This window comes from Methanoculleus sp. UBA303 (assembly GCA_002501655.1).
Lineage (GTDB): Archaea > Halobacteriota > Methanomicrobia > Methanomicrobiales > Methanoculleaceae > Methanoculleus.
Genome location: DANY01000043.1, coordinates 31,413 through 55,699 on the forward strand (window position 1 = coordinate 31,413; position 24,287 = coordinate 55,699).

At 59.7% G+C, this 24,287-nt stretch carries 28 protein-coding genes; 6 read left to right on the forward strand and 22 right to left on the reverse strand.

Annotated features, from left to right (window positions below):
• Positions 1–5 precede the first annotated feature (5 nt).
• The gene (locus BP846_RS10830) at positions 6–3,431 is read right to left on the reverse strand and encodes a PAS domain S-box protein (RefSeq protein WP_292395274.1); all 3,426 of its coding nucleotides are present in this window, start codon (positions 3,429–3,431) and stop codon (positions 6–8) included.
• An 830-nt stretch (positions 3,432–4,261) separates the two neighbouring features.
• Between BP846_RS10830 and BP846_RS10835 the strand changes: the two genes are divergently transcribed.
• The 3 genes from BP846_RS10835 (at position 4,262) to BP846_RS10845 (ending at position 5,383) form a co-directional block, all read left to right on the forward strand.
• On the forward strand, positions 4,262–4,597 hold the full coding sequence (locus BP846_RS10835) for a hypothetical protein (protein WP_292395276.1): 336 nt from the start codon (positions 4,262–4,264) through the stop codon (positions 4,595–4,597).
• A 63-nt stretch (positions 4,598–4,660) separates the two neighbouring features.
• Positions 4,661–5,005, forward strand: coding sequence for a hypothetical protein (locus BP846_RS10840; protein ID WP_292395278.1), 345 nt, complete (start codon positions 4,661–4,663; stop codon positions 5,003–5,005).
• A 258-nt stretch (positions 5,006–5,263) separates the two neighbouring features.
• On the forward strand, positions 5,264–5,383 hold the full coding sequence (locus tag BP846_RS10845) for a helix-turn-helix domain-containing protein (protein WP_292395280.1): 120 nt from the start codon (positions 5,264–5,266) through the stop codon (positions 5,381–5,383).
• A gap of 194 nt (positions 5,384–5,577) precedes the next feature.
• Here BP846_RS10845 and BP846_RS10850 read toward each other — a convergent pair whose 3' ends face one another.
• Positions 5,578–5,976, reverse strand: coding sequence for an NUDIX hydrolase (locus BP846_RS10850; RefSeq protein WP_292395282.1), 399 nt, complete (start codon positions 5,974–5,976; stop codon positions 5,578–5,580).
• A gap of 112 nt (positions 5,977–6,088) precedes the next feature.
• Here BP846_RS10850 and BP846_RS10855 point away from each other — a divergent pair, with 112 nt between their 5' ends.
• The gene (locus BP846_RS10855) at positions 6,089–7,012 is read left to right on the forward strand and encodes an AEC family transporter (protein WP_292395284.1); all 924 of its coding nucleotides are present in this window, start codon (positions 6,089–6,091) and stop codon (positions 7,010–7,012) included.
• 248 nt (positions 7,013–7,260) lie between these two features.
• Here BP846_RS10855 and BP846_RS10860 read toward each other — a convergent pair whose 3' ends face one another.
• From BP846_RS10860 to BP846_RS10900, 9 genes are all read right to left on the reverse strand, one after another.
• Positions 7,261–7,686, reverse strand: coding sequence for a HEPN domain-containing protein (locus BP846_RS10860; protein WP_292395286.1), 426 nt, complete (start codon positions 7,684–7,686; stop codon positions 7,261–7,263).
• Positions 7,683–8,228, reverse strand: coding sequence for a nucleotidyltransferase domain-containing protein (locus tag BP846_RS10865; protein ID WP_292395288.1), 546 nt, complete (start codon positions 8,226–8,228; stop codon positions 7,683–7,685). Before BP846_RS10865 ends, BP846_RS10860 begins: the two co-directional genes overlap by 4 nt.
• 240 nt (positions 8,229–8,468) lie before the next feature.
• Positions 8,469–8,930 (reverse strand): hypothetical protein, encoded by a 462-nt coding sequence (locus tag BP846_RS10870; protein ID WP_292395290.1) that lies wholly within the window; start codon positions 8,928–8,930, stop codon positions 8,469–8,471.
• 62 nt (positions 8,931–8,992) lie between these two features.
• Positions 8,993–9,292 carry a hypothetical protein gene (locus BP846_RS10875; RefSeq protein WP_292395292.1) on the reverse strand — a complete coding sequence of 100 codons (300 nt, stop codon included), beginning with the start codon at positions 9,290–9,292 and terminating at the stop codon, positions 8,993–8,995.
• 326 nt (positions 9,293–9,618) lie between these two features.
• Positions 9,619–10,191 carry a hypothetical protein gene (locus tag BP846_RS10880; RefSeq protein WP_292395295.1) on the reverse strand — a complete coding sequence of 191 codons (573 nt, stop codon included), beginning with the start codon at positions 10,189–10,191 and terminating at the stop codon, positions 9,619–9,621.
• A gap of 243 nt (positions 10,192–10,434) precedes the next feature.
• Complete coding sequence (locus tag BP846_RS10885) at positions 10,435–11,169, reverse strand: hypothetical protein (protein ID WP_292395297.1); 735 nt, start codon at positions 11,167–11,169, stop codon at positions 10,435–10,437.
• Between the two features lie 30 nt (positions 11,170–11,199).
• Positions 11,200–11,646, reverse strand: coding sequence for a hypothetical protein (locus BP846_RS10890; RefSeq protein WP_292395299.1), 447 nt, complete (start codon positions 11,644–11,646; stop codon positions 11,200–11,202).
• 27 nt (positions 11,647–11,673) lie between these two features.
• Positions 11,674–12,123 (reverse strand): hypothetical protein, encoded by a 450-nt coding sequence (locus tag BP846_RS10895; RefSeq protein ID WP_292395301.1) that lies wholly within the window; start codon positions 12,121–12,123, stop codon positions 11,674–11,676.
• A 127-nt stretch (positions 12,124–12,250) separates the two neighbouring features.
• Positions 12,251–12,853, reverse strand: coding sequence for a hypothetical protein (locus BP846_RS10900; RefSeq protein WP_292395303.1), 603 nt, complete (start codon positions 12,851–12,853; stop codon positions 12,251–12,253).
• A gap of 565 nt (positions 12,854–13,418) precedes the next feature.
• Between BP846_RS10900 and BP846_RS10905 the strand changes: the two genes are divergently transcribed.
• Positions 13,419–14,105: a hypothetical protein gene (locus BP846_RS10905; protein ID WP_292395305.1), complete on the forward strand. Its 687-nt coding sequence runs from the start codon at positions 13,419–13,421 to the stop codon at positions 14,103–14,105.
• Between the two features lie 42 nt (positions 14,106–14,147).
• Here BP846_RS10905 and BP846_RS10910 read toward each other — a convergent pair whose 3' ends face one another.
• The 10 genes from BP846_RS10910 to BP846_RS10955 all read right to left on the reverse strand — a co-directional run bounded on the left by BP846_RS10910 (position 14,148) and on the right by BP846_RS10955 (position 22,992).
• Positions 14,148–14,966 carry a winged helix-turn-helix transcriptional regulator gene (locus BP846_RS10910; protein WP_292395307.1) on the reverse strand — a complete coding sequence of 273 codons (819 nt, stop codon included), beginning with the start codon at positions 14,964–14,966 and terminating at the stop codon, positions 14,148–14,150.
• A 684-nt stretch (positions 14,967–15,650) separates the two neighbouring features.
• Positions 15,651–15,959 carry a hypothetical protein gene (locus BP846_RS10915; protein WP_292395309.1) on the reverse strand — a complete coding sequence of 103 codons (309 nt, stop codon included), beginning with the start codon at positions 15,957–15,959 and terminating at the stop codon, positions 15,651–15,653.
• A 228-nt stretch (positions 15,960–16,187) separates the two neighbouring features.
• The gene (locus BP846_RS10920; protein WP_292395311.1) at positions 16,188–16,841 is read right to left on the reverse strand and encodes a hypothetical protein; all 654 of its coding nucleotides are present in this window, start codon (positions 16,839–16,841) and stop codon (positions 16,188–16,190) included.
• A gap of 16 nt (positions 16,842–16,857) precedes the next feature.
• Positions 16,858–17,064 (reverse strand): hypothetical protein, encoded by a 207-nt coding sequence (locus BP846_RS10925; protein ID WP_292395313.1) that lies wholly within the window; start codon positions 17,062–17,064, stop codon positions 16,858–16,860.
• 182 nt (positions 17,065–17,246) lie between these two features.
• Positions 17,247–18,368 carry a sulfopyruvate decarboxylase subunit beta gene (gene comE / locus BP846_RS10930; protein WP_292395314.1) on the reverse strand — a complete coding sequence of 374 codons (1,122 nt, stop codon included), beginning with the start codon at positions 18,366–18,368 and terminating at the stop codon, positions 17,247–17,249.
• On the reverse strand, positions 18,361–19,650 hold the full coding sequence (locus tag BP846_RS10935; protein ID WP_292395316.1) for a cysteate synthase: 1,290 nt from the start codon (positions 19,648–19,650) through the stop codon (positions 18,361–18,363). Before BP846_RS10935 ends, comE begins: the two co-directional genes overlap by 8 nt.
• Positions 19,647–20,888 (reverse strand): methanogenesis marker 16 metalloprotein, encoded by a 1,242-nt coding sequence (locus BP846_RS10940; protein WP_292395318.1) that lies wholly within the window; start codon positions 20,886–20,888, stop codon positions 19,647–19,649. Before BP846_RS10940 ends, BP846_RS10935 begins: the two co-directional genes overlap by 4 nt.
• Positions 20,885–21,505 carry a (Fe-S)-binding protein gene (locus BP846_RS10945; RefSeq protein WP_292395320.1) on the reverse strand — a complete coding sequence of 207 codons (621 nt, stop codon included), beginning with the start codon at positions 21,503–21,505 and terminating at the stop codon, positions 20,885–20,887. Before BP846_RS10945 ends, BP846_RS10940 begins: the two co-directional genes overlap by 4 nt.
• A gap of 3 nt (positions 21,506–21,508) precedes the next feature.
• On the reverse strand, positions 21,509–22,216 hold the full coding sequence (locus BP846_RS10950) for a GTP-binding protein (protein ID WP_292395322.1): 708 nt from the start codon (positions 22,214–22,216) through the stop codon (positions 21,509–21,511).
• Complete coding sequence (locus BP846_RS10955) at positions 22,213–22,992, reverse strand: ATP-binding cassette domain-containing protein (RefSeq protein WP_292395324.1); 780 nt, start codon at positions 22,990–22,992, stop codon at positions 22,213–22,215. Before BP846_RS10955 ends, BP846_RS10950 begins: the two co-directional genes overlap by 4 nt.
• A gap of 102 nt (positions 22,993–23,094) precedes the next feature.
• Here BP846_RS10955 and BP846_RS10960 point away from each other — a divergent pair, with 102 nt between their 5' ends.
• On the forward strand, positions 23,095–23,580 hold the full coding sequence (locus BP846_RS10960) for a helix-turn-helix domain-containing protein (protein WP_292395325.1): 486 nt from the start codon (positions 23,095–23,097) through the stop codon (positions 23,578–23,580).
• 123 nt (positions 23,581–23,703) lie between these two features.
• Here BP846_RS10960 and BP846_RS10965 read toward each other — a convergent pair whose 3' ends face one another.
• Positions 23,704–24,270 carry a hypothetical protein gene (locus BP846_RS10965; protein WP_292395328.1) on the reverse strand — a complete coding sequence of 189 codons (567 nt, stop codon included), beginning with the start codon at positions 24,268–24,270 and terminating at the stop codon, positions 23,704–23,706.
• Positions 24,271–24,287: the final 17 nt, after the last annotated feature.

Consider the following 24,287-nt stretch of genomic DNA (forward strand, 5'->3'; position numbering starts at 1 on the left):
TGCTGTCATACATTATCTCCTAAATTCTTTGCAACGGTAAAAGAGAACGTCGAGCCCTCTCCCGGTTTCGATTCAACGGATATGCTCCCTCCGTGCCGTTCGGCGATGCGTTTACAGATAGCAAGCCCAAGGCCGGTTCCGGGATACTCCGAACGGGTGTGGAGGCGCTGGAAGATCACGAATATCCGTTCGAAGAACTGTGGATCAATGCCGATCCCGTTATCCCGGACGGAGAACTCCCATGCATCGGGGAGCTCACGCGCAGAGACCCGGATCTGCTGGGTCCGATCTCCGCGGAATTTCAGTGCATTTTCGATCAGGTTCTGGAAGATCTGCCCAAACTGCGTTGCATCGCCCATCACCGTCGGGAGGGGATCATGGGAAATGACGGCTGAACTCTCCTGAATTTTTACCTGAAGATACTTCAGGACGTTGTTCAAAACAGCCTCGCAATCCGTCGGTTCGAACGGTTTTCCATGAGTTTGCACCCGTGAATACATCAGGAGGTCGTCGATCAACTGCTTCATCCGGCTGGCTCCATCGACGACGAACGACATGTGCTTCTCGGCGTCGGGACTGAGCTGATCCATGTAGCGTTTTGCCAGGATCTGGGTGTGGCTTGCAACGGCCCGAAGCGGCTCCTGCAGGTCGTGCGAGGCGACGTATGCGAAATGCTCCAGTTCCTGATTGCTCCGCTTCAAATCCTGTGCGTATTTCACCAGCTGCTTCTCGGATAGTTTCCATTCGGTGATGTCCAGCAGTGACGCCACACCCCGTTTTGTTCCCGGTATGAGCCCGATAACCAGCACGACATCCCTGATCTCCCCGTTGCCCCGTACGATCTGCGCCTCGTAACTTCGCGCGACTGATTTAGGCTCGTTCCTCCTCCGACGAAGATACTCCTCGACCCTCTCGATACTGTCCCCTTTGAAATACCCGCTCAACTGTTTCCCTTCTATTCCAGCGGCCGGGATGCCCAGCAACTCCTCCAGCCTCGTGTTTGCGAGGAGTATTGTCCCGTCATCCTCGAATATCGCCATTGCCGTCCCGGTATGCTCAAAGACAGTCCGGTAGGTCTCTTCGGATTCCAGTAGTTTGCTCTCGATCCTCTTCACATCGGTGACGTTGCGGATCGACTGGATCGCTCCGACCTCCGTCCCCGTACTGTCGTAGAGGGGCGATGCCTTCAGCCAGAAGTGGGCACCTCCCCCGCTAAAGACATAGGGGACAAATGTCTCGCCATAGAGCGTCTCTCCCTTTCTCTGGAGACCGGCATAGCGTTGCGGGACGGCAGACACGTCAAGACCTACGTAGTCGATGAGGCAGGGCTTTCTTTCGTTGTAGAACGGGAGCGCGTACTCATGGTTGCCCTTCCCAATGATCTCCGCCTTCGGCACCCCGGTCAGGTTTTCCAGAGCCCGGTTCCAGGCGATGACCACACCGTCCGAGTCTATGACAAAGGTGGCGTCGGGGAGGAACTCGATGATATCCCGATACTTATGGTGTGCTTCTATGATCGCTTTCTCCGCCTTCTTCATCTCGCTAATTTCATGAAATACAAGGACTATCCCGAAGATATTCCCGTCTGCATCCCGGATCGGTGCGGCGCTGTCATCAATCGGCCATACGGTTCCGTCCCGCGAGAGGAGTTCGGTATGGTTCGCAAGGCCGACGATAATACCTTCCTGAAGGACCTTTCTCACAGGGGTTTCCACTGCTTCACCGGTCTCCTCGTTCCGGATGACAAAGATCTCCTCAAGCGGCTTTCCCTGGGCCTCTACATCCAGCCACCCGATCAGCCGTTCGGCAACAGGATTCATAAAGATGACGAGGCCCTGACTGTCGGTTGCGATCACGGCATCCCCGATACTCCGGAGCGTTATGGAAAGCCACTCCTTCTGCTCCTCCAGCGCCAGTCCTATCAGTACCTTTTCGGTAATGTCACGGAAAACCGCCGAAAAACCGAAAATAACTCCATCCTCATCTTTGAGTGGCGACAAGGTCAATGACACATGAATCCGGCTGCCGTTTTTTTTCAGGCGGATAGTCTCAAAGTTCCCGACGGATTCTCCTTTCAGGATCTTCTCGATAATTCCGGCGGTCTCATTCCGCCGGTCGGGAGGCGCCAATACGGATATATGATGACCGATGATCTCGCCGGCGGTGTATCCGTATACCTGCTCTGCGCCCCGGTTCCAGCTGCTGATGAAGCCATCCGGCGTTATACCGAGGATCGCATCGTTAGAGGTTTCGACGATGGATTCAAGCAGGGTTTTTGCTTCTCCGGCCAGGCTCTCTCCCGTAACATCCCGGAAAACCAGCACCGCGCCATCAATATTCCCGCCTGTATCACGGATCGGCGCACCGCTGTCGGCGATCAGCCTCTCTGTACCGTCACGGGCGATCAGCACCGTACGGTCGGCGAGCCCGACGACATTCCCGCTCCGGACGACCATGTCAACCGGATTCTGGTGCGGTTCGTGTGTTTTCTCGTTGACGATGCGGAATACGTCGATAAGGTCGCGGCCGATCGCTTCGCCTTCGCGCCAGCCGGTAAGATTCTCTGCAACTCTGTTCAGCAGCGTCACTCTACTGTCCCTGTCGGTGACGATGACACCATCACCGATCGAATGAAGGGTGACGTTCAGGCGCTCCCGCTCAGTTTCAAGCGCTCTTTCCACCCGGATCCAATCCGATACATCGATGAGGGACAACACCTGTTTGTCCGTACCAGGAACTATGACATTCGTAACCAGAACGTCTCTCACGTCTCCATTTCGCCTGACGAAGCGGAATTGATGACTTCTCGAAGTTTCCTCATGATGTGCGTATCGTTTCCCGAATAGTTCCTTAATCCGTTCGAGATCGCCAGGGGCGATGAAGTCCATCCACATCATCGATGCAAGCTGCTCCCGAGCGTATCCGGAGAACTCTTCGAACCGCTTGTTTGCAAATGCTATTGTTCCTTTTTTATCCAGAAGCACCGTGGCCGCGTCGGAATTCTCAAAGAGTGACCGATATCGTTTTTCAAATTCACCGTTTGCCGTGACCGCCTGACGCTCTCCTGCGAACCGTCGGACAACCGTATCGAGCTCTGCGAGCACAGTTTCGGAATATTCACCTTTCCAGAGATAGTAATTCGCACCATGGTTCAGCGCGTCGATGACGATCTCTTTATCTTCGTCGGCAGTGAACAGGATGAACGGTGTTTCGTTCCCGGACGCCCTCAGCGTCTTCAAAAACTCGATCCCGTTTATCCCGGGTATACCATGATCGGATATGACGACGTCGTACATTCCGTTCACTAATTTTTCCAGACCTGCTTCCGTAGAATTTACGGCTTCAACGGTAATGCCTTTGAAATTCTGAAAATGAGCCTGTAAGACACGCGGTAACGTTGAGTCGTCACCGATGAACAGCACTGAACTCATAAATGCCTTTCACAGCTGGCTTTACAATTTAGTCGACTTATAGTTATCGAAAGTGCATTGAACTTTTAATGTTTCAATATTGATATTTAAACGTCAGGAGTCCCTGTTATCAGGATACCCACGTTTTTATTCGGTACACCGCGCATTATGCGTGACAGTGGCGACAGGGGCGCGACCTGCCGCGGCCTAATGCTGACGCAGTCTCTCTGTCATTTAGGCAAGTCTATACAGAACAATGTGGTAGTCCGGTTAGAGAGCAGATATCCCGGGGTCCTGTGGTATTTCTGGCCTGAGTTTAAATCCCATGGGGCACGTCTGTTTTCTGTACTATCGAGAATTTCGAATAACCTTCTCTTTTTCAAGGTACTTTATAGTCTCCGATCAATCTTTTCTCATGAGTAGAGCCCATCAAATCAGAGGGGGATCATAATTTGACGACATGCCTCTCGGCATGGCTGCCCCTGTTACTCTATCAAGTTGCTCTTTCTGGCTCTCTACCCTTTTCCCGCTCTCTTCCCTCATTTTGAAGGTGCCGTCTTGGCACTCGACCAAACCGAGGTCCGCCGCAAGAAATGGTTGCTCCGCTCATTTTGCCGGACCTCTCTGTTCTTTCGAGCGTTGCCGCTCAGATCAGCGCACTCAGTACACTCGGGTTCTCGATCCCTGCCCTACACCCGACCGGACACACAGACGCTGACATGGGTGGTGACGTTGAAAGGCGAGCTGGAGGGCAATGTCCTCCAGGGAGGGCTCGTCGTCGATGCACGGGCAGGAGAAGTGCTGGTGGTGAGCCCATACCTCTAAATCACTCCTTTTCCTAAGTGGGAACAATGCACTCGATGATGTGGGTATGGGCTAGTCTTTGCGCCGTTCTCGTCCTTGCTGCGGCGAACCTCACCCTGCTCGCCGCCTTCCCACCGGAGCAGGGACACGTGCAGGAACCGCTCAAGCGGGCGGACTGGGTACTGCCGTTCGGGCCGGGGTTCGAGTACCCCGGCCCCTACGAAAGCCCGATCCTCACCTACGACGCCGATAACGAGACCTGGCACCTGCGGAACGCTACCTCCTACAACCAGGCAATCAACCTCGGCGAACGCTACAGCCTCGACCCGACTCACCCGGAGGATATCCGGTACACCCCTGATATCACAATCGAGGGCGACTAAATCAGCCTCGACTTCTTCATCCGGAACCTTGCGGGCGAAGACTGCGCCCGCGCCGATCTTGCCGTGACGACGGGGACCGAAAGCCTGAACGCCACCACTGGGTCCCCGGAGGGGGACATCCTCCCCGGCATCGCGACGACGCTGCCCATCGATAACCTCGCCGCCGGTGAGTGGCGGGAGGTGCGGGTGACAGCAGATCTTCCAAGACCTGGGCTGGAGGAACTCCTCTACCTGACGATAAGTCTTGCCGCCCCGTACGCCTTCACAACCCCGAACGGCGCGCCGGTCACCTTTGACTTCCGGCGGGTGAGCGTCGTCGAGTCCGGTGCCACCCCCACCGGCGGGGGCGGGATCGACCCCGGCTACAACAGGGCCCGTCTTCCTCGTGCGTCGGCGGCTTTATCGTAGCGGGGAGAGATGCACCCGAACTGGTCCCGCCGCCGACCCTCCGGGCGGGGTGACGGGGAAACAGCACACCCTTTTTACGAAACCCGGGGTTCCGGAACGCTTTTCTTTCCCGACAAAAGAATACCTGATCGTCTCGGGCCAGGCCCGCTGACGGAGAGATTTCGAAATATAGAAGAAACTGCGCTCGACCGGGGCGACATCGCTGCTCTCTCCTCCGACGTCCGGGTCGCAATCCTCAAAGCGCTTGATTCCCGGCCCATGACGACGAGCGAGCTCGCCGACGGGCTCGGTCTTGGCCGGTCGACCGTTCGCGAGCACCTCGCCGTCCTTACCGATGCGGACCTGGTGACGCACGGAAATGGCGAGGTTACACCCTGACAAAGAGAGCCCAGCGGATCCTTCATCCCAGAAAGGACCACCGGAACACCTTCCTCCGCGGTTTTGCCGTCTAGGGGGGAAGCGTCGTCCGAGATCCCCATCTCCTCTACGCGGGAGAGGCGCTCCTCGGCGTGACGCTCGTGCTCTGGTACCTCGCGGTGCGGTGCCGGTGGTGACGGTCGGGTTTCCCCTGCTCACTCCCCGCTCCCGAACAACCCCCGGAACTGCTCCGCAAGGTCCATCGCCGCCGCCTCCTTGGGCACGACCCAAGTGTAGTCCTCGTGCTCCGGACTGAGGCTGACCTCGGTCCTGTCGGCATCGCAGGCCATGACCAGATAGGCGATCCTCTTCGTTGGAAGGTCGAGTTCTCCGGCGCCCGCGACGTGCCTGAGGGTGACCCGCATCCCGGTCTCTTCCCGGGCCTCCCTCCTGAGGGCACGGTCGAAGGTCTCCCCGGGGTCGAGCGTCCCTCCGGGAAGGTCCCACTTTCCCGGGTTGATGGGGTCGTCGGCGGCACGCTTCAGGAGGAGGACCTTCCCTGTGCCGTCCTGGATGAGCGCCGAGACGGCGAGGTAGAACGGTCTTTCCGGCATACGGCAAGATAGATCCCTACCGGCAAAAATACCTCCCCCACGGCAGAACCGTAAAGAGTCATCAGAACCCACACTTGTGGGTCAAGAGGGAGCGCTTCTATTCATGAGTGGGATGGCCACGGATTTTCTGGTAGTTGCAGACCAGATCTTCATCTTGGTGCTGTTGATCGCCGCTGGCTACGTCGCCGTCTCCACAAAGATCATGGATCCCCGGGCCACCCGGGGGCTCTCCGGACTCCTCATCAACATCACCATCCCGGCGTTGATCGTCGCATCCATGCAGGTGCCCTTCACCCCCGCACGCCTCGCCGGCGCCGAGACCCTGCTCCTCGCAACCGGGGTTTTCTATGTCTTCTCGTTCGCCGTTGCCTGGGCGGTCTCGAAAGCCATGCGGGTCCCGCCTGCAAAGGAGGGTGTTCTCCAATTCGCGATCGTCTTCGGGAACGTGGGGTTCATGGGGTTCCCGGTCGCCCAGACGCTCTTCGGCGCCGACTCCCTCTTCTACGTCGCCATCTTCAACCTCGTCTTCAACCTCCTCGCCTTCTCGGTCGGGATAGCGATGCTCACCGGAGGAGACAGGAAGGGATTCGATCCGTGGCTGCTTGCGAACCCCGGGATCGCGGCCTCCGTCGCCGGGTTCCTCCTCTTCCTCGGGTCGGTGGAGATCCCAAGCCCGTTCATCGACTCGATCGCCCTCCTCGGCGGGGTGACCACGCCGCTTGCGATGATCATCGTCGGGGCGATGCTCGCGACGTTCCCGGCACGTGAAATGATCGGGAACTGGCGGGTCTGGGCGGCAAGCGCCGTCCTCCTCCTCGCGGTCCCGGTGGCCTACCGCTACCTCTTCTCTCCGGTCTTCTCAGACCCCCTCATCAACGGCGTCATGATCACGATGGCCGCGATGCCGGCCGCCGCAAACACCGTTATCTTCGCGGAGCAGTACGGCGCCGACTCCCGCCTCGCGTCGCAGATCGTCTTCGTCTCGACGATCGGGTCGCTTGTTACGATTCCGCTGATGACGACGGTGCTGTTGTAGGGCGGGAGAACGCACGGACTGGTGGGAGGTCGACTCCAAACTGGCCTGTCCGGGCTCTTCGACCGGGCCGGATTCTCCACCGGGACCTGCACAGAGCCCGCACCCGGTGCGTAGAGGAGGAGCAGGGGCCGCGGTCGCGCCGATCAGCGCTTACCAACCGCTGCGGCGACCTTTAGCGGTCTCGATCGAGAGGTTCCGGCCTCCCATCGCCACCCTGCAGCGTTGGCCTCTTCCCGTCATTCCTTGTCTTAATCGAGCAATCGCCTGATCTGATCCACTACCACGCTCGCCGATGCCACCACGTCGCGGGCATCGGCTTCTGAGTAAACGCAGCCATAATCCGCGCCTTCCCGCGTGCGCATGGCGAAGTTGAAGTCTTCGAGTATCGATGCCGGAAGAAGGCCTTCGTCAACGTAGAGAGCCTCTATGGCATACCTGAGGCACGAATGGCTCTTCTCATGGTATCCTCCAGAGAAGACAAGGGCGCGTAGGGCGTGAAACTGCGCATAGTAGCCCTGGATGATTGCCCACTTTATATTCTCCTCTGTGAGAGAATGCTCTGCAACAGCCAGATCCCGCTCCGCTTCCCGCAGTTCCTTTGCGACCAGTTCATGGTCGACCGGGATGCGGACAATCTTTCCCCGTTGCAGGCACTGTTCAAACCGATACTTCATCGTTCCTCCTCGATCAGGACCTTTCCCGCAAGAATCCGCTCGTAGAGAGCCGGATCGGTCGCCTTCAGGGACCGAAACTCTCCGGGCGTGAGGATGAGCGGCGATATCTCGCGGTCGAGCCCGGCCTCGACCACGGCGATGCTCTCTGCTGCAGCCCTTGCATCACCCGTCTCGATGAGGAGATCGATATCGCTCTCATGGGTATCGTCGCCGGTCGCCGTGCTCCCGAAGAGGATCACCCTCGTTACGTCGCCCCGCAGGCGAAGGATCAGCGGGTTGAGTTCGATGAGTGTGGCACAGATCTTCACTTCGCGGAGGAGCGGGCTCTCCATCGCTGCCCGATAGACCACAAGGCGCCCACGCTCTTCGCGGTGCACCAGACCCGCCTCCGCCAGGCGGGTAAGCGTCTCACTGGCCGAACCCACTCCTATCCCGAGCAGCCGGGCGAGCTCGCGGACATAGTAGCCGTCGTGATAGTGCCTGCCCAGGAACCGGAGAATCGTGAACGAGGCTCCGGAGAGTATGTTCATATCATCGAACATATGTTCAGATTTTTGAACGATTGCCTATGTTAACCTGCCGGTGCGACCCTCAGGTCCGCGGGAACTTACCTGCACAGCAGTCACACCCCTGCCCGTCAACGGGGGACCAACCCGCTCACGCAGGCAATAAGCCCCCTGGCCCGGGTGATTTTCCGACCCGACAAAGGTCATCCGGGTCCGGTGAACCCCCAGGAAAGGGGCTGCCTGCCGGGGCGGCAGAGCCTCGCCGGGCTGGGTTCTTCAGCTGTTACGGGGCTCGGTTCCTTCGGTTGCCTCAACCAGGTAATACCCGAGTCTCCTGAGCAGGTCATCCTGCTCTCCTTGCGAAAGCGTTGACTCCCCGGCGTAGATCTCTCTGATCTCTGTAACAAACCGGGTCTTCTCTTCCTCTGAAAGATTCGTGGCGGAATCCCCGATAAAAGCCCAATCCTCTTCAGTTGGTTCGCATTTCTCTGGTTCAATGTCCCTCCAGGACGAGGGAATCGGGACGCCCTGCGGCGATTCCAGGTCTCCAGTTATCACGATGACGGTCATCTTTCCGGCCTGCCCGGGCTCTTTGGCTGGGGTTTGGTCGGGGTCCGGGGTCGATATCTCTACCGAGCCCTGCACAGCGGCCGCACCCGGTGCATGGAGGAGCAGCAGGCCCACGAGCAGCGCCGCCAGGAGCGGGAGGAGGAACCATGTTGCCGCTCTTCTTTTCATCTTACCTCCCTCCTCAGATCGTACTCATCCTGCATCATAGACCGTCTTTCCCCCGCACACGATCACGGCAGCGGGTGTCCGTAATAGGTCATCAGGAAACCCCCAACAGCGGTAAGAACTGTCACTGTGGTCCCGTAGAGACGTACAGCGCCAGGACTGGCATTGGCAGCAACTTTGATGAAAAATCGTGAGGACAGGACCAGGAGAACTACGGGAACGGAGGCCAGCCCGGCCAATATCGATGATACCAGGTGTGCCGGACCTATATACCCCGGATACCAGAGCAGCGCGGTGTACCGGATGGCCGTAGCGACTATAAAAAGCACCAAAAAAATGAGAAACAATCCGATTTTTCTTTTCATCTCTTCTGCCTCCTAGTTTGGTGAACTACCCCAGCCTGAAGACCGGGAGACTTTCCGTTCCGCCCCCGCAAGTTAGCAAGTTAAAGTGCTCGGGGAAACGAGCGGCATAGAGTGAGGAGTCAACGTTCTCCTATAAATCCTTTGTGATACGCATCTACGTATCGGACCTGCTACATCAACTCCTGACCGGAACCGACCGCCACGAACCCGGTACCGGGGAACCGGAAAACTATCCACGATACAGGCAGCCCTTAAGATATCCCCGTACTGCCACTCCCGGTCGCACCAATCAATCCGGGCTCACCCCGCAGACGGGCCGTCAGTTTTCAGTCCACTCCCCCGGGTGCACGCCGCCGTTCCCAGAGATAGAGGACGGGAAATGATGCGATACCGACAAGCACGATTGCCTGGAGGAGAGGAAGAGCGGGATACCCCAGCACCAGGTAGCGCAGAAGGAGAATCGCGGAGGCTATGACGTAGAAGACGACCGATCGTGCTAAAGTGATGCGGCGCTCGCCGCCGTCGATGAAGACAATCCGCGCCAGGAGTATGCCGAGGACGACAAGAACAGGGAACCAGAAGGCCTGGCTGATAGAGGATGCAAGGGACGCGTAGAGATAAATCAGGAGGATTACAGCGATGAGAACGGCATCGACCGCTTTTTCGACGAACCTTCTCTGCTTCTTTTCCCCTTCTCCGTATTCCCCCGACCGGAGGACATGGCGGAGGATACTCGCGGGGTTTGGGTCATCCAGGTTTTCCTTTCGCCTGTACCACACCATGATGAGAAAGTGCGCCACAGTTGGTACCAACGCCAGGGGAAATATGTAGGAGAGCGGTACCGGGAGGTAGTCGTTCATGATGAGAATGCTGATGGTGATAAATGATATCGAGGTCATCCCAAAATCCCTCTGTCGGGAGGGGGACACCCCCTCCCGGTCCCTCCCCCGCGTTGCGATACCCGGTGGGAAGCCGTGTCAGTGATTTGGCGCTAAGATCCGGCCCAATTCTCTGGGAATTTGCGTAAGAATGCTCAGAATCGTGGGGATATTAGATCATCGAACACTTTTGGGACGACCTCATCCAATAGGTTGCCCCAATTGAGCGCCAGAATTCCTCTTTGACGATAGAATCGATCTTCATCAGAGCCTGAACCCCCCTGCAATAACCTGGTATTCAGCCGGAACCGGGATGAACCCAGACTCTGTGCCTGGCACGGTCGCATTCACCGTCGTTGTCCAGGTATTCTCCGCAATAAACCGCCTCATACCCCCCTCTCCCCGATACTCAAGGCTGAACGAGACCGGGGCTGTTTCTCCCGGCGACGGGAAGAAGCCGTCGAGGAAGACGACCGTGGTGTAGGTGCCGTTTGGTAACCGGCAGAATTCATCGAGACTCGTGTTTTCGGGCATCGCGAGCACGGGCACGAGCAGCCGCGGCTCCCTTTTCATCTCCCATGCAGTCAGGTTGGTAGGCCGCAAGTGCAGGGGCACCCGCCGCAGTTCGTCTTCCGTCTGCCACTCATCAAACGATACGGAGATGTCCGGCGCGTAGCCGTCCGTCGTCGTGAATGCCAGCATCTTCCCGTAGGGTGTCTCCCGCACCGCCGCCCGCCACCCGAAGACTCGCTGGCTGGAGAACACTTCCTCCGAGATCACCGGTTCGCCTTCTGCATTCGCAGGGATAGGAACCATGACCGTGGCGGTGCCGTTCACGGCAAGACCGGATAGATCGGTGATCTCGATCACGTAGGAGTTGCCCGGCAGGATGGTCTCGGTGAACGCGGGAGCAAAGAGGAAGATCGCCACGACGAGGATGCAGACCGCGACGAGCACGGCCAGTATAGTTTTCCGGGTTCTCTTACGTTGTTCGTCCATCTTCTCACCAAAGGGGGGTCCGGTCGACGTTCATGGCCATGTCGTCAGGACCACGTAGTACGCACCCTCGTACTCCACGAGCGGGTACAGCCCCCTCTCCCCTTGGGGACCGTAGGCATCGTGGAGCGCCTTGCTCTCCCGGTACGAGACGTTAGTTCCCCCGATGACGCGCTGATCCCGGTAGCCCCACTCCCACGCCGACGGGTTGCGCTCCTCGCCCCGGATGACTGCGTCGAGTGCGGGATGCCGTTCGAAGTCCCGCTCGGTCAGGGGGACGACCATGCTCTCTCCCGGCTCCGCTCTCTCCATGACGTAGAACATCGGCTGTCCGCCCGAGTTCTCGTAGGCGTAGACGATGAGGGCGTCGGCGAGCATGAAGCCGAGGACGACGGCGACAACGCCAACGAGGCCGCATGCGAGAACGAGCCCCGCTGTCTTGAGCCGGTTCCGGGATTTCGGATTCGTATCTTCTTCCATTCCAATAGCACCTGTTTTGACCCGACCCTAGGGTATCAGGATGAGAAAGTAGTAATACGCACCGTCATATTCGATGTACGGCTGGTTTCTCGCCTCGACATCGGGGCCAAACGACTCGATAAGTACTTCCCGTTCCAGGTATGTCACCGGGGCGCTCCCTATCGTTCGCTCGTCGAGGACACCGTACGGTGTGTCTCCCGAATACCAGGCTCCGGGACCCCGGTTGTCGCCCCGGATTGTGGAGTCGAGCGCCGGGTGCTGCTTGAAGTCTTTCTCGGTCAGGTGGATGATCGATGCATTTTCCGGCGGCAGTTTGCCCCTGATCTCCCAGACGTCCAATCTCGGGGATCCACCGCTTGCTTCGAGCCAGGTGAAGAAGGCGGTGCACGTGAGCACAACCGTCGCGACGAGGAGGATGACGCCGATGAACGCCAGAACCCGCACGATAATCAAACGTCTGTCGGGTTTCGATTCCATATGACCTCCTTTATCACCCGAGCCTGCTAGAAGGAGAACGCTCTACCCATTCCTCGCCTCTGACGCATGTTGGCCCTGATTTCCGCGGCCCCAAACCCATCGGTAACTTTTCGCCGGGACTCATCCATCAAAGATAGATACCCCCGGCAATAACATGGTATTCGGCCGGGACCGGGATGAACCCAGACGCTGTGCTCGGAACGGTTGCATTCACCGTCGCCGTCCAGACGTTCTCTTTTATCAGGTGTTTCATGCCTCCGCCTCCCTGGTATCTGAGGTTGAATATGATCGGGGTAGCATTCTCCTCCGGCGGGACGAAGCCATCGAGGAAGACGACCGTGGTGTAGGTCCCGCCCGACGTTCGGCTGAATTCTTCGACGCTCATGTTCTCGGGCGTCGCAAGCACGGGCACGAGCAGCCGGGGTTCTTCTTTCGTCTCGAACTCCCCGAACGGCACGGAGATGCTTGGCGCGTAGTCGTCCGTGGTCGTGAACGCAAGCATCTTCCCGTACGGCGTCTCCCGGACCGCCGTCCGCCACCCAAAGACCTGCTTGCTGGAGAATACCTCCGACATCACCGGTTCACCCTCTGCGTTCGCCGGAACCGGGATCATGACCGTGGCGGTGCCGTTCACGTCAAGATTGCCAATGCCGGTGATCTCGATTATATAGGCGTTGTTCGGTGTAGTCGTCTCGACGAACCCAACAGCAAGGAAGATGAGGAAGATCATCAGGACGACCACCACGGCGAGGATGCAGAGTGCTATGAGCAGGTTCTTGACCTGCTTTCGGGTTGTTGATGTTTTTCATCCATTCGCTCACCAGAGGGGGCCGATCTGCAGCACACCCGATCATACCCTCAACCACACAGGCGCACCGCGTTGAGCGGCCATACAATGACCTGGGCGTTCTGGCATATACCTTTTCTGTCACAATCCTCTACACTTCCAGGGATGTGCCCAAAAATGAAGGAACAGAACCCCGGTAAGAAACAAAAAGAACAAGGAGGCCTGTTCGGCTGCAGTGGATAGTGTGCCAGGAGCAGCAGCACCGATAGCTGCAGTCATAGTTCTTTAGACAACCCGGAGCAACCCTGTGGTCAATGGAAAGTAGGTGATCTCCTCGAAAGGAGGGTTCCTCCAGAGCCGCACTCATGTAAAGGTTATGCCCGGTTCCTGGCAACGGAGGACTCTGCAGACCAAACAGGGCCCGTAAAGCAAGTACGCAAGTCCTATCATCCGTGACAACGGTACCATCAACCATTGAGACTGCGCATCCTGGTCCAGGAGCCCAATAATGAAAAAGATCCCGCTCATCGTCTGGATAATCCTCATCTGCCTCGTCCTCGTGCACTACTTCTACACGCCCGAAAAACCTGAGATCGTCACGGGAGCGATGAGGATCGACCTAGGGGAGCATCAGCCCGATCTCGTGAACCTCTGGGACGCACTGGTACGTGAACAGAGGTTCGCGAACGAGTCGGCCATACTCATTCAGTTGAACCAGTTTATCGATAAGGATGGAGCGGTGCAGTGCACCCAGGTCTACTACACCGGGGACGTGGACGAAGGGCAGCACTTTTATGAGGTATACGCCTATCCAGGCGGCAATGCGCTCTACAAAGACCAGGTACTCGAGTTCCCCCTCCAGGGAGCGCATCCTCTTGCCATCTTCCGTGAAGCAACCCTGATCAATTTTGCCGACCTCACCCGGGGAGAATGCAATCTAACGCTTCAGACACTCAAACATGAGAAAGAGCGAAGATATAACGAAACCCACGGCGACCTCTGCGTCCTCTCGGAAGGCTCGCTCCGTCCCCTGAAAGAAGCGGCGTTCTCTCACGGCACCTGCTGGTACACGATTGAGATCGTCCCGGAGGTTCCGCAGCCGGAAGGGAACGCGACCACCGACAGCGTGCCCAATCGCCTCATCCTCTTCACCGAACAGGATATCGCCCTGGCCGATACGGTAATTTATGCATGATGCGGATGCTCAACCCGACCGGTTCCAATTTTGGGAGAGGTATCATCCCGAATCCCTAGATCCCCGGAGCTTCACGGCAGCGTAAGGTGCCTGCTTCCCCGCCTCAGGGTGTGCGCAGGAATTCCACGGTTCATGGTCCTCTAGATACTCATCCACATCCGGGCAGAGATAATGTCGCATATTTCGCCCGTCCCTCTCGTTTCGGATGATACCATCCCAGATCAACGACTTCATATGGCAGGTGACATTCGGGCCCGACATGATGAGCCTGAACGCGATATCCTTTCTCGTGCATCCCGGGTGCCGCAGGACAAAGCGTAATATCCGGCTCTTCTGGTGATCATGGAGATATCCGGCGATCTTCCTCTCCAGGTCGGAGAAAGGATCTGCATTGACAAAATAACTCACTCCTCCGGAGTTCTGCTCCGGGAAAACCTTACCCACCCTGCATAACACTTCCACGTGGTATCTGGTGGTCCCGATGTTCATACAGAGCACCCGGGAGAGAGCTTTCATAAGGATTCCAGGGTTCTCCTGTATGCACATATACACCGCATTTCGGTTTTCGTTGTCCAGGACGTTCCGGTACGTGACTCTTTTCTGGCCGAGGCGCAGCCATATGGAGAGCGAGAAGAGGATCTGTATCGGGATGAAGAGCGCCGGGGCGGATACGCACACGAATTCAATGGTAAGGATGTTCAGGGGAACATTCCAGATATACAGCGGAGTCGGATCCGAAGGTAACTGCTCCGGGTATGGGCCATGAACTGGCTGAATGGGAGTGGCGCACGCGACAGACGGCAGTAGCAGGATGCAGAAGACAATCAGAGCAATTCTGGCAATCCGTGACCCTGGAGCCATGGAGTTACATAAAACTAGTGGCAATAAAAATGTTTAGTTTCAGAAAATAGTTAAATGCATTCGGTTGAATCCCGGCCACATCCTCTCCGCAGACCTTAAATTTCCAGAGCCCGGGCACAGGGTTGGGTATCCCAAAACGGATCTGCCCATCTGGGGGTCACGACCGTCATCGCCACAAAGTATGACCCCAAATGGATACCGCGTTCGATCTATCTCGTCGTGGCGAATATCCGCGTCAGCGATAAAGTTGCTTGACCAACCAAGGTCACGTGTATCTCCACTTAACCTGCATCTCCCCTCCATTCCGGAACAACCAGACATCGACCGAATGATCCGCTAACGGTGGTACAAACGACGGTAAAAGCGCCGGATGACCAGTAGAACCAGGCCGACAAAACAGAATATAAGAAGTATCGCGAGAACAAGACCGGCAAGCTGACCAAAGATCATGAAAAAGGGATCGAACTCCGGATAAAACCCCTTAATGGTGTGATAAAAGAGTAAGAGGAAGAGCATCACGGCAAACAACCCCGTTAAAATTGAGTCTATTGATACCTCTTGCCGCATGCTTCATCCACCTGTTATGAAACCGTTACCGTAAACCGAACACTGTCCCAAACCGGAACTCCAGAAAGTATCTTCAGTTCGTCACTCGAAGAGATAAAATCTGGGAACCCCACCGCATTACGGCGCATCCTTCCTGCGATGCATTCGGATGAGATAGTACCCCACCAAGAGCACGATCATGGCCCCCAGAGCAACCCCCAGAAGCACAGGATTATAGAATACACTGAATACACTTTCAGATCCCTGATACGCCACCGTATCTGCGGGTTCTTCGAGCATGGTCTGCTGGGCACCCTCTGTATCAACTGACAATGCCTCGCCATTTGTCGGATCAATCTGAGCGGATGCATGCGCTATGCTGCTGCCAGCAAGGATGAAGAGCAGCAGGACAACACAGAACAACCGCCCCCTACCGATAACATTCACGTCTTATCTTCCTCCAGATGGGGGGAACCCCACAAACTATTGCGGACGCATCACCGGGCGCCCCCACAATGACTTGAACAGAACTCCACTTATAAATTCTGTCCCATTCCTTTACACGTTCTGGGGCTGTTATCAAAACTGCCGAAAACAAATCCTCTTCCTGAGTTAGAAGCACAGGAGATCATTCTTCTTGCGACGGTGTGTGCAACCGTTTCCGGCTGGCAACCCTCAAGGGATGCGATGAGGAACAGGATACTGGAAAAGTTCCGCTGCCTGACATGACCAGCGGAAAAAAGAGGGTGTACTCAATCCCCACAGGAACGAGCTGGAATATCGCGCGTTCTGCCACCGCTTTCGGACGCTTACGATCTGCCGGAGCGGAACGAGAATCCCGAGGAACGGGAGCAGGACGTCGAGCCCGAGTATATACGCCCAGGCCTCGATAGTCGGGAAGAACGAGGCGTGCAGGTAGAACAGAACGAGGGACCCGGTACCGAACCAGGAGAGTATCAGTAACGGCAGGCAGAAGACGATCACGGCAAACCAGGCATACTCCCGTATCGGGATGCTTCCTCCGGTGGAGAACGGTCGAAAGAACCGGGCGAAGAGAACGGCGATGGAAAGGGCGGTCAGGGAATATATCCCCCACAGAGAGAGGCTGAGCCAGCGGAGCGGGATCGGCATGGAAAAGAGAACGGCACCGAAGGCGACCAAGACATACTCCTTTGTCGTGATCCGCCCCCGATCCCGACTGGTGAGGCGGGGCCAGGCGTACCAGAGAAGGAGAACAACAGCGAACGTACAGAGAAGGAAGAAATATACCGGAACCATGAACACCATGGTCTCCAGAAAGATGGCCAGAAATGAAACGCCTTCAGTCATGCCCCCATGGGTACGATCACCCACTTATGCTTCGCAATCTCAGGCCAAAATAAATAAACGACAGCGTCAACGCCGAAGCATAAACTGCTCCGATCAAAAGCCGTGGGTCAGGCTCGATCCAGATTTTCAGTGAAGAGATAACCATCCACAGAGGGAAGAACGCCAGGACGATGACCGGCACCGAAGAGGCTCTCAAAAGTTGGTTGGACTTATCTTCATCCATGAGAACTCCTCCAGAGAAGTAAGCCGTTTACACCGGGATTCATGGTAGAGGGGTCAACGTCCTTCTATATACCGTTTCTGTGCCGCACGTTTACACATCGGGCCTGCCCAATCGACTTTGTGCCAAAAAACACCCTCTAGGGGCTTGGATCCAGCGCCGCGCCGAGTGGCAAAACTATAAAATCACCCCCGAACCGCCCGCATAAACCGCTCCCGGATCTCCCCGGGGGCGAGGGGAATATTCGGGACCGGTGCATTCCCGGGGGCGAGCACAACGTGGATAAAGTTCGGCCCCCGTCCCCGGCTCTCCCAGGCCTCTTTGAGTTCCCCCTCGTCCTGCACCTTGCACGTATTCCGGATCCCGGCGGCACGGGCGAGGAGTTCCATGTCCACCTGCCCGGAGGCCGGGGTGGGCTGGTTTCCCGTGCTCCCGAAGGCCCCGTTGTCCAGGCAGACGATCGTGAGGTTCTCCGGCGCCTCCGCCGCCACCACCGGGAGGACGGCGGTCCCGAGCAGGCTCCCGTCGCCGTCGAGGACGACAACGTCCTTACTCGTCGCCAGCGAGAGCCCAAGCCCGATCGGGGTCGCCTGGGTGTAACTCCCGAGCATGTAGAAGTTCAGGTTCCGGTCGCGGGCCGCGTAGAGCTCCTTTGAGGGGACCCCGATGTTTGCAACCACCGCCTCACTGTCGAGGGCGGCCGCGATCACGCGGATCGCGTCGTTCCTGGTCATCACCGGGTCGCGGAACGTCCGTTGGTAGGCAAGCGCCGACTCCCGGGCCCGGGTCGGAAACATCCGCTCCGGCAGGCAGGCCTCCTCTTCCCCCTCCCAGAACGAGGGGAGGATCAGCCCCACGTGCGGCCGCATGGAGTCGTAGGCGTCGCGGACGACCGTATCGATTAATTCCTCATCCGATGGATCGCGGATGATCGTGAAGGGTATCCCGAGCGCAGCAAGCATCTCCGGGACCGCACGGTTGAACGGCACCTGGGCCGGGATCACCTCCCGGTAGACCCCCCGCCAGCTCGCGAGGAGGGGGAGGGGGAGGCCGAAGGTGACGGTGAGCGACATGATGGCATTCAGGGAGTTCCCGAGCCCCGAACTCTGCATGTGGAGCACCGATCGTGCTCCCGCCATCGCGAGTCCGGCGCAGATCCCGACACCGTCTTCCTCCCGGGTGAGGTTCACTGCACGGAACCGCTCCGGAATCAGGGCGCAGAGGTCCTGCGTCCTGTCGCAGGGGAGCGACGCCACGGTATCGACCCCGAGGGCCCCGAGGCGGTCGAGGACACAGCCCTCACGCATAGGCCGCCACTTCCTGCTCCGCAAGCCAGGCCCCGATATCATCCCTGAGGTCCCCGTCGAGGGTCGATCCGGCCGCGACGCGGAGGAAGGGCTCGACCGGGTAGCGATCGAGGTCCTCGGCCGCACGTTGATACCCCCCGCCGGTAACGTTCAGGAGCACCTGCTTCTTTTGGTCGATGAACCCCTCCTCCACCGCCCGGGCGAGCGACGCGACCGCGACCGCGGCGGCAGGATCGAGGTCGATCTCCTCGGTCTCGGCAAAAAGCCTCCCGGCGCTCCGGGCACCCTCGTTTGCGACCGCATACATCCGACCCCCCGAAGCCAAAAGTGCGTCGCGGACACCGCCCCGGATCCCCCAGGGCGGGTGGCGGTTCGTCAGGACATCGGCGTAGACCCGGGCGATCGAGGCTTCAGCGTCGGGCATATCCTCAGCCACGATCGTCCTCCTCCCCGCCTCCCAGGCCCTGACCATCGGGACGAAGGGGAGGTTCTGGGAGAGGTGGAGTTCCGGGAGGCGGGAACCGAACCGGCCATCGGCGGCGAGCCGCTCCGCGGCCTCCCACGCGGCGATCCCCCCGGTCCCGCTCCCGACCGCCTGGAAGTAGTAGTCCGGGAGCCGGCCGGCGGCGAGAGCCCCATCGAGCATCACCGTCCCCATCCCGTCCCGGCGGGCGACGTTCTTCGCCCCGCCTTCAGGGACGATTCCCGGGAGAGAGCAGACCTCCCTCCCGAATGCTATGGAGTCCGAGTAGTCGCCGTCCACCGTGATGAGGCAGACGTTCTCTGCCGGGACGGTCGTCCAGAGCCGGCCGGCGGCGGCCGTCGGGACCACCACCACGACCGGGGTCCCGGTCAGGCCCGAGACCTGGCAGAACGCCCGGCCGGTGTTCCCCGCTGACGAGACCTGGATGACCCCCGCTCCCTTCTCCCGGAGGCGCAGGGCTGTCGGCTGGGCTTCGAGTTCCTTGAACGAGCAGGTCTCCATCCCTCCGCCCCGCTCGGGCCAGTAGCCGGAGAAGGTGACGGTGAGGTTCGAGAGGCCGAGTTCCCGGGCGAGGCCGACGCTCTCGTAGGAGACCGGGCCGGCATCGACCTTGAGGTGGCCCTCGACCGGGAGCCAATCCTTGTAGCGGAAGACCCCGGGAAGGCTCCGGGGGGTGAGCCGGCGCTCCGCGTAGACCGTCCGGAGAAGGACGTCGCATCCCGAGGGGCAGTCAAGGGTGTAGCGGTCGGGGAAGGACCGGCCGCATCCCGGACACCGGAGGAGGTATTTCCCATTCACCGCATCCCGCCCCCCGTGAAGGTGAACCGGCGGTCGAGAACCATCTCTTTTAAGTCCCGGCAGAGGTCTTCGGCGAGCGTCCGGCCCGACTGGCGGAGGGTGATCGGGACCTTCCGTCCCCTGACCCGGAGCGAGCCCTCGCCGGCCTCGAGGGCGTCGTTCGGGCAGGCGGAAAGACAGGCGGTGCAGGCAAGACAGCGGTCGGGGTCGATACCGGTCTCGCGGGAGAACGCACCCGTGGGGCAGACGGCGGCCACAACACAGGTCGAGCACTCCTCACACCACTCAGGGAAATAGGTCACCTCACGGTCGGGCCGCTGCCAGATGTCGGCGTAGGTCGCCTCCCCGAGGACGGCCCGGGTGTTGATGTCGGCGACCGGGAGGGGGATCTCCTCGTCGAGAACGCGGAGCCCCGCGACCTGCCGGTCGTCGAGGACCGGGATGGCGACGCCGAGGCTCGTGATGCACTCGGGCCCGGCGGAAGTCCTGAACCCGCCCATGTAGCGGGGCTGCATCCCGGCCATATCGGCTATGACCGTGAGGTTGGGCCGGGCCGGGGTGCTCCGGGTCCCTTCGCCGGTCACCATGCCGACGGAGCCGTTCAGGAGGACCGGGGTCCCGGCACTGACCGCGAGCCCGAGCGGGTCGTTCTGGAGGGGGTTGATCTCGCCGCACCCGCTGACCGAAACCTCCCGGCAGGGCCCTTCGAGCCCCTCGATAGAGAAGATCGTCTTTATCCGGGTCGGCTGGGTGTTGACGTAGGCGGTGTAGTTCCGGTAGGCGCTCCGGGTGGTGAAGAGCCGGGCGTAGGAGAAGTCGTCGATGGTCACCCGTGCCTCGACCGAGCGGTCGGCGGCCTCCGCCACCACCTCGATTTCGCGGCCCTCGACGATATCGCGGAAGAGGTGCCCGCCCCCGTAGCCGGCCCCGGCGTGAGCGGTCCCGGAGACGATCAAGTCGAGGAGCCCGAGCCGCTCGTTCGGGCAGGGGCCGGGCATGCAGGGGACACCGTTCGCCCAGACCCGCTCTGCCCGCTCAAACGTCCCCGGCTCAGCGACCGGCACCGAGAGGATCGCCGCGGTCCCCGACATCACCCCCGAGGTCCCGGTGGTGACCACGTCCACGTCCGCAGCCGAGACCTCCGCACCCTCGCGGATGAGGCGCTTGAACTCCGCAGCGGTGTAGACGACCGCCGAACCGTTCCGGATCTTCTCGTCAATCTCTCTCATCGTCTTCATAACAACCTGATATCCTCCACCCGCACATGGAGACCCGAGGACTGTGCGAGGACCATGTTCACGACACCCGTATGTGCGAGGTTCATCATGCAGTAGCCGGGCAGGAACCGCTGCCGCATCCCGAAAGTAGGTTCGCGCCGCACCGTCCGGCAAATCCCCTCGAAACCGACGATGTGGTAGGCCTCAATGTCCTTAAATCCTCCGCCCCGCGAGGCCTGCGGGCCGACGACCAGGCAGGTGAGAAGACCGCTCACCGGGCTTGCATGGATGACCGAGAGGACGTGCTGGACCGGACAGCCCGCACCTGCCGGCCTCCCGACGACGATATCCCCGGCTGTGATCCCCCACTTTTCCACGAGGTCCGGGCGGAAGGGGAGGATGATCTTCCGGGCCGAGACCTCGCCCGGGAGGGGCTCGATGATGAAGTCGTACTCAACACCAAGGATGTCCCGGCCGGAATGGAGGGCCTCGCCCTCGAACCGGGAGGGGGCGGTCCCGGTGCGGTAGAAGACGCAGTCGGGGAGATCCTTCTTTCCCTGCCGGATCAGGGTGAGGAACGCCTCGCAGGTCGGGGCGCCGCAGGCCCCGCAGTCCTTCCCGGGCGGTTTCCACGCCATCGGTCAGTCACCCCGGTAGAGGTAGTCGGCGCCCTCGAGTCTCCGGATGACCCCAAAGTGGTGCTGCCACCCGATCTCCGTCTTCCCGATGCAGATGGTGCAGACCCCGAGCGGCGGGGCACCCCGGAGCACGATGGCGTCCGGGTCGGTTATCGTGGGACATTCCTCGATGGCCCGGAGGAGGTAGCGCATCCCGGTCCCCTGGAGGGCGTTTGTCTCCACGATATCGAGAGCGGGGTTCACCTCCCTGATCCGCTCCCGGAAGACTTCCTTCTCGGCCTGCGAGACGAGGTCGATCCTGGTCACGACGGCGATGTCGGCGAGGGCGAGCATCGCGGCCATCTTCAGGGGCGTGTTCGTCCCCGAGATCGCGGAGAGGACGGCGACACCGAGCCCCTGTGTGGTGTAGGGGGAGCAGCGGAGGCAGAGCCCGGCGCTCTCGACCAGGAGAAGGTCGGCTTCCTCACCCTCGGCCCAGGCGATGGCGTCCCGCATCACCATCACCCCGGCGTGGTCAGGGCAGAGGTCGCCGGAGTAGACCTTCCGCGCCGGGATCCCGAACTCGGCCGCGAGTTCCTCGTCCTCGAACGCCCGGACGACATCGATCTTGAGGTAGGCGATCCGGTGGCGGTCCTGGAGGGCACGGATGGCCTGCCGGACGACAGCGGTCTTCCCGGCAGACGGCGGCCCCGCGACGACGGCGAGCCTCATGCCCCGACCGGTTCCGTGATCAGGTTGCCGGCCCGGATCTCCTCCCGCATCTGCCGGAGGATGCCGTCGAGACGGAGGGCCTCCCGGAGGGCCCCGTTCTCCCGGCCGTCCGGCTCGATGACCCGCTCGACCGCCCCGTCCCGCATGACGATCCGCCGGGCCGAGAGGAGGGAGACAAGGGGGTCGTGCGTGACGAAGATGACCGCCTTCCCCCCGGCCCGGAGGACTTCGATCACCCGCTCCTTGAAGATCCCGGCGTTCTCCACCTCGTCGAGGAGGAGGACCGGCGCTGCCGCGACCATGACCGCGTCCGCCACCAGGAGCGACCGGGTCTGCCCGCCGGAGAGCGCGGTCATCCGGGCGTCCGGCCGGATCGCCTCGCCCGTGAACTCGTTTGCAAGGTCGATCGTCCGACCGACGATGCCCTCGTCATCGATCTTCCGGGACCGGACGTGCATCGCGAGAAACTCCGCGACCGTGAGGTCGGCGAGACACCTGGTGTTCTGGGTGATCAGGGCGACGGGTTTGTGCGCCGGGTCGCGAATGAACTCTTCCGGCGGGTAGGCACCGTTGACGAGGACCGTCCGTCCCGTGGCGGTGTCGTTCCTGGCGAAGACCTCGATATCGTTGATGAAGGCGCTCTTTCCGGAGCCGGTGGGGCCGACGATGGATATCGTGTCGCCCGGGCGGATGGTGATCTCCTCGAACCGTTCCGGCTCGCCGCTCCGGCTCCGGCCGGGGAGGACCGCGATCTCATGGATGGGTTGGGGGTTCATAAAGGGAAGTCGTCGCAGGTCATGATAAGATTTGCCTTATGCCAGGGAATATCTAACCATAATAGGAAAATCTTATCTTTAATATGATACTATAGTAGAGTAATGCTTTCGAGAAGGATCTTCGAGACCGAGTTTGCCGGGGCGCTCCAGGAGGAACTCGCCCGGCAGGATATGAGCGTCCGGGACCTTGCCGACCGGGCGGGGATCCCGCCCGCCACCCTCTACAAACTCACGTCGGGAAAGGCCGATCCGCGCCTCTCCACCGTCCGGCGGATCGTCAGCGTCCTCGAGCCCCGGGAGAAGAGTTTCATCGCGGTGATCGCGGCGCGGTTCCTGCTCGACGACCTCGACAACCGCGATCTCACGATCGGTGATCGGAAGTACCGTATCCGGGGCTACTCGGCAAACTCCCTCGAAGAGTGCATCGTCGCCGCGGCGCGGGCGGACAAGGAGGGAGCGCTCGGGATCATCTGCGCCCCCATCCTTGCGCCGATCGTGGAGAAGATCGTCGACTGCCCGGTGGCGATCATCAAACCGCAACAGCAGACGCTGATCGAGGCGATCGAGACGATAGCAAAGAGGGTTTAGGGGAGGCCGGGACTTGGCGCGGTCTGGGGGCCGCCCCGCTACCAGGATTGAAGAGTCGGCTCTCCTGATGGCCCATGAATACCTGCGGCTCTAAGACCACCAGAAAACGAGCCCTGGGTGAGATCAGTCAAGTATTCCCTCCATGTTGATGATCGAGTACGACGGATAGAGATAGAAGATCGTCGTGTCGTTGTAGATCATGGCCATCCGCTTGTTCCGTTCGTCGAACACATGGTTGGTATTCGTGAGTTTATCCGTCGCCTGGTGATAGCCCTCGGGAAGGGGTCCCGAGACCGGTGTCGACAGCCACCATTCAGCCCCGCAACGCCCGTCGAGCGTCCGGCGGGCCGTTTCGTCGACCCCGATGAAGAACGACAGTCCATCGTGCCGGAACTCCACTTCGGCATACGTCCGGTTCGGGTCATCCTCTTCGGAGGCCATCCGAACCGAGGTGATGTTCCACCCGTTCTCAAGCAGAATCCCAGCCCGCTGGTCGGCCAGAAGGGTTTCGAGCACCGTCGTGAGATTGGCGGTGAAATTTCCGGGATCGTTCACGGTAATCTCCGGGAGGCTGAGGGCGATCGAGGTAGTTCCCTGCTCGTAGTAGAGGGGTGGGGCAGGCGTGATGTTCTCCGATGCGTTAACCTCCACGGAATCGGTGCAACCGGCCCCGAACACCAGAAGGATCACAATAAACAAGAAAAGGG